The sequence below is a fragment of the Streptosporangium sp. NPDC000239 genome (assembly GCF_040300765.1).
Lineage (GTDB): Bacteria > Actinomycetota > Actinomycetes > Streptosporangiales > Streptosporangiaceae > Streptosporangium.
Genome location: NZ_JBEPEI010000008.1, coordinates 339,564 through 346,724, shown reverse-complemented (window position 1 = coordinate 346,724; position 7,161 = coordinate 339,564). Strand labels below are relative to the sequence as shown.

2 protein-coding genes are annotated in these 7,161 nt (G+C 71.0%); both read left to right on the top strand.

All coding sequences use genetic code 11. From position 1 onward, the window contains the following. Positions 1-70 precede the first annotated feature (70 nt). Positions 71-5,791 carry a non-ribosomal peptide synthetase gene (locus ABT340_RS22270; protein ID WP_352012707.1) on the top strand — a complete coding sequence of 1,907 codons (5,721 nt, stop codon included), beginning with the start codon at positions 71-73 and terminating at the stop codon, positions 5,789-5,791. 17 nt (positions 5,792-5,808) lie between these two features. Beyond that, positions 5,809-7,101 carry an MFS transporter gene (locus tag ABT340_RS22265; protein WP_352012706.1) on the top strand — a complete coding sequence of 431 codons (1,293 nt, stop codon included), beginning with the start codon at positions 5,809-5,811 and terminating at the stop codon, positions 7,099-7,101. Positions 7,102-7,161 lie beyond the last annotated feature (60 nt).

Below are 7,161 nucleotides of genomic sequence, written 5' to 3'. Positions count from 1 at the left end.
GTTGAACAACAACGGGAAGTTGGATCGGCGGGCGTTGCCGGTTCCTGGTCGGGGGGCGTTGGCGGCGGGGGTGGATTTCGTGGCGCCTCGGTCGGCGGTGGAGGAGTTGGTCGCGGGGATTTGGCGGGATGTTTTGGGGGTGGAGCGGGTCGGGGTGCATGACAATTTCTTCGAGTTGGGTGGGCATTCGATCCGGGCGGTCGCTTTGGTGGGCGCCCTCCGCAAGAACGGCTTCGACGTCGAGGCACGCGACGTCTTCGAACACGCCACCGTGGCGCGGCTGAGTGAGAGACTCGCCGGCCGGGACCGGGCGGTCGAGGAGGTCACCCCGATCGAACCCTTCGCCCTCGTCTCCGCCCACGACAGACAACGTCTGGCCGCCGACGTCGTGGACGCCTACCCCCTGGCCCAGGCCCAACTCGGCATCCTCCTGGAGATGCTCGCCAACCAGGACCAGCACCTCTACCAGAACGTCACCTCCTTCCGTGTCCGGGACGAGCGGCCCTTCGACCGGGAGGCCTTCCGTGCCGCCGCCCGGCTGGTGACCCGTCGGCACGAGGTGCTGCGCACCTCCTTCGACCTGGACGGCTACTCCGTCCCCCTGCAGTTCGTGCACACCGACGCCGAGGTCCCCCTCGACGTACGCGACTGCCGCGAGCTGACGCCGGAGGCCGTGGCCGAGCTCGTCCGCCGGCACACCGAGGCCGAGCAGCGGGCACGGCTCCCACTGGACACCGCGCCCCTCATGCGGGTCACCGTACATGTGGCGCAGGACGACGCCTGGTGGCTGTCCGTCAGTGAGAACCACGCGATCCTGGAGGGCTGGAGCCACTACTCCATGCTGATGGAGCTGCTGGAGTACTACCAGACGATCAGGGACGGTGCCGTGCCCGACCCGGCCCCGCTGCCCGCCCTGCGCTACGCCGACTTCGTGGCCGCCGAACAGCGGTCGCTTGAGTCCGAGGACGACAGGGCCTTCTGGCGCGGCGTCGTCACCGACCACCCCAAACTGGCGCTCCCAGGGACCTGGGGCGACCCAGGACCGGCCGAGACCTACGAACTCACGATCTCCATCGCGGATCTCGACGACGGTCTGCGCGCCCTGGCCAGGACGTCGGGAACCTCGCTGAAGAGCGTGTTGCTTGCCGCGCACCTGAAGGTGCTGAGCCAGATCACCGACCAGGAGTCCTTCCACAGCGGTCTCGTCCTGCAGGCGCGGCCCGAGGTCGACGGCGCCGACCGGCTCTACGGCCTGTTCCTCAACACGCTCCCGTTCCCCCACACCAGGGGCGCCCGCACCTGGCGTGACCTGGTGTACGAGGTGTTCACCACCGAGACGGCCATGTGGCGGCACCGCCGGTTCCCGATGCCCGCGATCCAGCGGGAGGCCGGAGACGGCGGGCGGCTGATCGACACGATCTTCACCTTCCTCGACTTCGAGCAGGTCGACACCGAACTGGTGGAGGTGGGCGGCGCGTTGGCCGGCGGCGGCACCGAGTTCCCCCTCGCGGTTGGCGTGATCGCCGGCAACCTGGGCATCACCGCCGACACCACCGTGCTCAGCCGCGCCGACGCCGGACGCCTGGCCGCGATGTACCGGGCCGTGCTGGAGGCCATGGCGGCCGACCCCCTCGGGGACGCCCGGGCCGTCCACCTGCCGCCCGGCGAGGGCGAACCGGACACGGTCGCCGAGATGGGCCCCTATCCCACCGTGCACGAGGCGTTCGAGGCGCGCGTGCGCACCTGCCCGGACGCCGTCGCCGTCGTCAGCGGACAGGAACGGCTGACCTACCGGGAGCTCGACACCCGGGCCAACCGGCTCGCGCACCACCTGCGCGCTCTGGAGACCGGGCCGCTGGTGGGCGTGTGCCTCGACCGCGGCGCCGAACTGACGCCCGCCCTGCTGGGCGTGCTGAAGTCGGGTGCGGGCTACGTGCCGCTCGACCCGGCCGTCCCCGCCGAGCGGCTTGGGCGGATGCTGTCCGACAGCGACGTCTCCGTCGTGGTCACCACCGCCGACCTGGCACCGATGATCCGCGAGGTGTTCACCGGCCGGATCGTGCCGATCGACGAGCGGAGCGCCGAGATCGGGGCCCTGCCCGGCACGCCCCCGCCTCCGTCGTCCACCGCCGGCGACATCATGTACGTGATCTACACCTCGGGCTCGACCGGCCGCCCCAAGGGGGTCTGCGTCAGCCACGCCAACGCGATGTGGCTGCTCGACGAGACCAGGACGTACCTGTCGATCGACGACGACGACGTCTTCACGCTGTTCGCCTCGTTCGCCAACGACGTGGCGGTCGGCGAGATGTTCGGCGCGCTGCTCAACGGCGGAAGGCTCGTCGTCGTCCCGCAGGAGGTCACCCGTTCTCCCGAGGACTTCCTCGACCTCCTGGTCCGCCACCGCGTCACGGTCATCGACCAGACCCCGTCGTCCCTGCGGGGCCTGGTACGGCTGGCCCAGGACGGCGATCCCAGAACGGACCGGCTCGCCCTGCGCGTCGTCCTGATCGGCGGAGAGAAACTGGAGGCGGGGGACGTGGCCGCCTGGATCGACCGGTTCGGCGTCGAACGCCCGATACTGGTCAACGTCTACGGCAACACCGAGGCGACGTCCAACTCCACCTTCCAGCGCATCACCGCCGGCACCCTGGCCGGTGGCGGCAGCCCGATCGGCGTCCCCATGCCCGGCGTGCGGATCCAGCTGCTCGACCGCGAAGGCCACCAGGTGCCCGCGGGCGTGCCCGGCGAGATCCACATCGGTGGCGCGGGGGTGTCCCTCGGCTACCTGGGCCGTCCGGGCCTGACGGCGGAGCGGTACGTGCCCGATCCGCAGGGGCCCCCGGGATCGCGCCGATACCGCACCGGTGACCTGGGGCTGCGCAGGCCCGACGGCACCATGGAGTTCCTCGGCAGAGTGGACGACCAGGTCAAGATCCGCGGACACCGGATCGAGCCGGGCGAGATCGCCGCGCTGCTGCAGGAACAGCCGGGCGTACGGCACGCCGTCGTGGTGGTCCGCGAGGACACCCCCGGCGACAGGCGCCTCGTCGGATACGTCGTCGGGGACGAGGTCGATCCCGCGCGGCTCAGGGCGGCGCTGTCCCGATCCCTGCCCGACCACATGGTGCCCTACGCCTACGTCCGGATGGCCGAGATCCCGCTGAACCACAACGGCAAGCTCGACCACCGCGCCCTGCCCGTCCCGGACCGCGCGGCCCTGGCCACCGGCGGCGACCACGTCGCGCCGAGTACCCCGACTGAGCGCACGCTGGCGGAGATCTGGGCACGGGTGCTCGACGTCCCGGAGGTCGGGGCGCGTGACACCTTCTTCGGGCTCGGCGGCCACTCGATCCTCATGATCCAGGCGATCCGCGAGGTCAAGCAGGCCGGGCTCCCCATCTCCCTGCTGATGATGTACCAGCACGAGACCGTCGCCGACCTGGCCGCGGCCATCGACGCCGCCCCGGGAGGCGCGCGCGGCGCGACCGGCGCGGAACAGGGTCCGGTGACGGGCGAGCTCACGCTCACCCCGATCCAGCACTGGTTCCTCGCCGAGGAGGGGCACGAGGAGCCCTTCGCCCAGCGGGCACTGCTGACCGTGGAACCGGCCGCCGATCCCGACCTGCTCGGACGCGCCCTGCGTGAGCTGACACGGCACCACGACGTGCTGCGCCTGCGCGTCGAGGACGGCCGCGGACACCTGGCCGAGGAGGCACCGGCAGGACTGCTCAGGGTCGTCGACGACCTGACCGAGCCCGGGTCCGAGCCCGCGGACCACGACCTCGCCGCCGGCAGGGTGCTGAGCGCGGCGCTGTCGCGGTCGGGCTCCCAGCTGCTGCTGAGCATCCACCACCTGGCCGTGGACATCGTGTCCTGGGCGATCCTGCTGGAGGATCTGAACACCGTCTACAGCCAGCTTGAGGCGGGCCGGCCGGTGGAGTTGCCGGCCAAGACCACCTCCGTCCGGCAGTGGGCACGCGAGCTGGCCGAGTACGCCGGATCGACCGAGCTCGCGGCCCAGACGCACCACTGGCTGAGCCGCGCGCCGCTACCGGACATCCCGGTGGACAGGCCCGGCCCCAACCGCACCGCCGACGCCCGGACGCTCTTGGTCGGCCTGCCGGAGAACCTGACCTCGACCCTGCTGCACCGGGCCGGTGACACCGCGACGGCGGAGGAGACCGTGCTCGCCGCCCTCGGTCTGGCGCTGACCGGCTGGACCGGCGGCGACGGGTTCCTGGTCGAGCTGGAGGGTCACGGCCGGCAGGAGGAACTGTTCGACGGCGTGGACCTGTCCCGCACCGTCGGCTGGTTCACCAGCGTGTATCCGTTCGCGGCCTGGTTGCCGCCGGGCCGTAAACCCCAGGCGGTGCTCAGGTCGGTACGCGACCAGTTCAGGGCCGTCCCCGGCCGGGGCATCGGCCACGGTGTGTCCAGGTGGTTGTCGCCGGACGAGGACCTGGTCGAGGCCCTGGCCGCGCAGCAGCGGCCCGCCGTGCTGTTCAACTACACGGGCCAGGGCTCGGTGGGCACCCGGGGCCGGACCAGGTTCGCGCTCTCGCCGGAAGGACTCGGCAGCGTCGAGGGATCCGGCAGGCCCCGCAGCCACCTGCTGGAGGTCAACGCCGGAGTGCACCGGGACCGGCTGTACATGCACTGGACGTACTCCGCCGCCCTGCACGACGAGGAGACGGTCCGCCGGGTCGCCGACGACTGCCTGGCCCGGCTGACGGCGCTGCTCGAACCCGCGCGGCCGGTCGCGATCCCCTCCCCGCTGCCCGCGATGAGACGGCACAACGTGCCGGGGGTCGCGGTCGCGGTGATCCGGGGCCAGTCCGTCGAGGTCCACGCCCACGGCGTCCTCGCCGCCGGACAGAGCCGGGAGGTCACGCCGGACACCCTGTTCCAGGTCGGGTCGATCGGCAAGCACCTGACGGCCATCGGCGTGCTGCGGCTGGTCGAGGCCGGGCTGCTCGACCTCGACGCCGACGTCAACGACCACCTGGTCTCCTGGAAACTGCCGAAGACGATTCCCGGGACGGTGACCGCCAGGTGGCTGCTGAGCCACCAGGCCGGGCTCACCCGGACCGACGAGGACGACTTCCGGCGCGGCGAACCCATGCCGACCCTGCTCGACCTGCTGCCCGCCGTCGCGATGGAGCTGACGCCTGGTGAGCACTTCCGCAAGAGCAACGGCCACTACTGGGTGCTCGAACAGCTGATGAGCGACGTGGCGGGCGAGCCGTACCAGGAACTGATGCGCGAGCTGGTCTTCGAACCCCTGGACATGAGGGCCACCAGCTACGACCTGACCTTCCCGGAGACCTCGGGCCTGCCCGTCGCCCACGGCCACGACGAACACGGCAGGACGGTGCCCGACGGCTGGCTGAACCGGCCCGCGCTGGCCGCGGGCAGCCTCTGGTCGACCGCGCCGGACCTTGCCAAGGTCGCCATCGCGGTACGGCGTGCCCATCTGGGGCACTCCGGCGCCGTCCTGCCGCGCGCCCTGGCGGCGGAGCTGCTCACCGTCGCCCACCGGGAGGCCCTGTACGGGCTGGGCACCTCGGTCGACGACACCGGCGGTGACATCGAGTTCGGTCACGTCGGAGAGTCCGCCGGATACCGGTCCATGATGCTCAGCCGGATCAACCGGGCCACGGGGTTCGTCGTCCTGACCAACTCCGAATCCGGCAAGGAACTGCACAAGCACGTGGCGGCGGCCATAGGCGAGCAGGAAGGCATGCGGTACGGCCAGGGCCAGGGCCGTACAGAGGCGGGTTACCGATGACACCGGAAGGGCTCGACGTGAACACAGGCGAAGCGGCGATCGAGGCCGGCGAGGCCAGGGACAAGCGCCCGCTGTTCAGGAACAGGGACTTCACCCTGCTGTGGGGCGGCGCGGCGTTCACGACCCTCGGCGCGCAGATCACCATCCTGGCCTATCCGATGCTCGTCCTGTGGGGAGGCGGCACGACCTCCGCCGCGGGGTTGGTCTCGGGCGCCGCGCTCCTGCCCTACCTGCTCGTTCAGCTGCCCGCAGGGGCCGTCGCCGACCGGTACGATCGCAGGCGCCTGATGATCATCTCGGACGTCGGGTGCCTGCTGGCGGCCTCAAGTGTGATGCTGGCGGTCTTCCTCGACCGGATCTGGCTGCCGCATCTGATGGTGGCGGCCTTCGTCCAGGGCAGTCTGGCGATCTTCTACGACCTGGCGGAACGCTCGGCCGTCAAGAACCTGGTCCGTGAGGACCAGGTTCCGGGCGCGCTGAGCCAGAACGAGGCCCGTCACCGAGCCATGATCATGCTTGGCCAGCCGCTCGGCGGGTTCCTGCTGAGCCTGGTGCGCTGGGTGCCGTTCCTGTTCACCGCGGTCGCGCACCTGGCCTCACTGCTGATGCTGCTGGCCATCCGGAGGAAGTTCCAGGCCGACCGGGCGGAACAGCCCTCCGGCAGGCTGGCCGCCGACGTGGCCGAGGGCGTCATGTGGCTGTGGCGGCAGTCCTTCCTGCGCAACGTGATGCTCCTGGTCTCGGTCAGCAACCTGGTCTTCGAGGGCATGAGTCTCTCCCTCATGGTGATCGTCCGAGGCTCCGGCGGATCGCCGTCCAGCATCGGCGTCGTGGTCGCCATCAGCGGTGTCGGCGGCCTGCTCGGCGCGATGACCAGCATCTGGTGGCGGCGCAGGCTGAGCCTGCCCGCACTGATCGTGGCGGGTCTGCTGGTGTGGACCCTGTGCGTGCCGTCCCTGGCGTTCTTCAGTGATCCGGTCCTGCTGGGCGTCGTGTTCGCGTTCTGCGGATACATCGGCGGTGTCTTCAACGTCGCCGGGGGCGTGTACCTGGTCGGCCTGGCGCAGGACCACATCCTGAGCCGGGCCATCAGCGTCGCCATGCTGCTCGGCGCGGGCGCGAGCTTCCTCGGCGCGTTCGCCGGAGGGTTCGTCCTCGACGCGGCCGGTGTCGGCCGTACCGTGCTCATCATGACCGTCCTGATGGGGAGCCTGGCTCTGGTGGCCCTGCTCAGCCCGTCGGTGCGGGCGGCCGCCCGCACCAGGGAGGGCGGCCGGCTGAGCGCCGAGGACGCCGCCGCGCTCGACTGAGCTCTTTCCCGTTTCGAGTACGGCGCCCCCGTGTTTTCCCACGGGATATAGAAGCCGTAT